This is a genomic window from Mycobacterium sp. NGS69, assembly GCF_059812165.1.
Map to the genome: position 1 here is coordinate 1 of NZ_JCALCD010000023.1, position 1,399 is coordinate 1,399.

General features: G+C 63.9%; 1 protein-coding gene. It reads left to right on the plus strand.

All coding sequences use genetic code 11. The annotated features are described in order from the left end of the window. Nucleotides 1-120 precede the first annotated feature (120 nt). Nucleotides 121-1,350, plus strand: a complete 1,230-nt coding sequence (locus tag AC5Y2S_RS28905; RefSeq protein ID WP_499960047.1) for an IS256 family transposase — start codon at nucleotides 121-123, stop codon at nucleotides 1,348-1,350. Nucleotides 1,351-1,399 lie beyond the last annotated feature (49 nt).

Sequence of the window (1,399 nt, forward strand, 5' to 3'; positions counted from 1 at the left end):
CGGGTGGCGGGCGTGTCTCATTGACTGTGTAAGTGGTTGGGCCTGAATGGTGAGTGACCACCAGACAGGAGTTCTTAATTGCCTCAATCTGACTCGCCCAGGGATGATGCGGCTGCCAAGCTGGCCGAGCTGTTGCCGGCCGCGGCGGTGGATGCTTTGTTGGCCGATGCCGAGGCCTCGGGCACGCCGATCGATGGCCCTGACGGGCTGTTGGCGCAGATGACCAAGGCGGTGCTCGAACGCGCTTTGGATGTCGAGATCGCTGATCACCTGGGCTATGAGCACGGCGATCCGGCCGGTTATGGCTCGGGTAACTCCCGCAACGGGCGTGGCCGCAAAACCGTGCTCACCACAGCCGGGCCGGTCGAGCTCGAAGTGCCCCGGGACCGCAACGGCACGTTTAGCCCGGTGATTGTGCCCAAGCGCAAACGCCGCCTGGGCCAGGTCGAGGACATGATCTTGTCGCTGTACGCGCGGGGAATGTCGACGCGCGATATCACCGAGCATCTGGCCGAGGTCTACGGCGCCACCGTGTCAGCAGCCACCATCTCGCGGGTCACCGACGTCGTGACCGAGGAGATCGCCGCCTGGCAGTCCCGCCCGGTCGATCCGGTCTATCCGATCCTGTATATCGATGCCATCCGCATCAAAATCCGCGACTCCGGGGTGGTGGCCAACAAGGCCGCCCACGTGGTCATCGGCGTCGATATCGACGGAATCAAGCAGGTCCTGGGGATCTGGATCCAGCAGAGCGAAGGCGCGAAGTTCTGGCACGGGGTGCTCACCGAGCTGCGCAACCGCGGGTGTCGCGACGCGCTATTCGTGTGCTGCGACGGGTTAAGCGGGCTGCCCGAATCGATCGCGGCGGTGTGGCCGGCCGCGGTGATCCAGACCTGCGTGGTGCACCTGCTGCGCTCCTCGATGCGCTATGCCTCCTACACCGAGCGCCGCAAGATGGCCGCCGCGATGCGCCCGATCTACACCGCACCCACCGAAGAGGCCGCCAAACTCGCCCTCGAGGACTTCCGCGCCCAATGGAAAACCAAATCGCCCGGTGCGGTGGCCGTGTGGGATCGCGCCTGGGCCGAGTTCGTACCGTTTCTGGCGTTCCCGGTCGAGATCCGCAAGATCATCTACACCACCAACGCTGTCGAGTCGCTGAACTACCAGCTGCGCAAGGTCACCAAGGCCCGCGGCTCGTTCCCCTCGGACGCCGCCGCCCTAAAACTGCTCTACCTGGCCATCCGCAACATCAACCAGAAACGAGGATCCCACGGACCAGGAACCTACCGCTGGACAGAAGCCCTGAACACCTTCGCCATCCAGTTCCCCGACCGACTCCCCCTATGACCCAAAGACAAACGGCTGCAACAACTTACACAGTTATCTTGACAAGCCC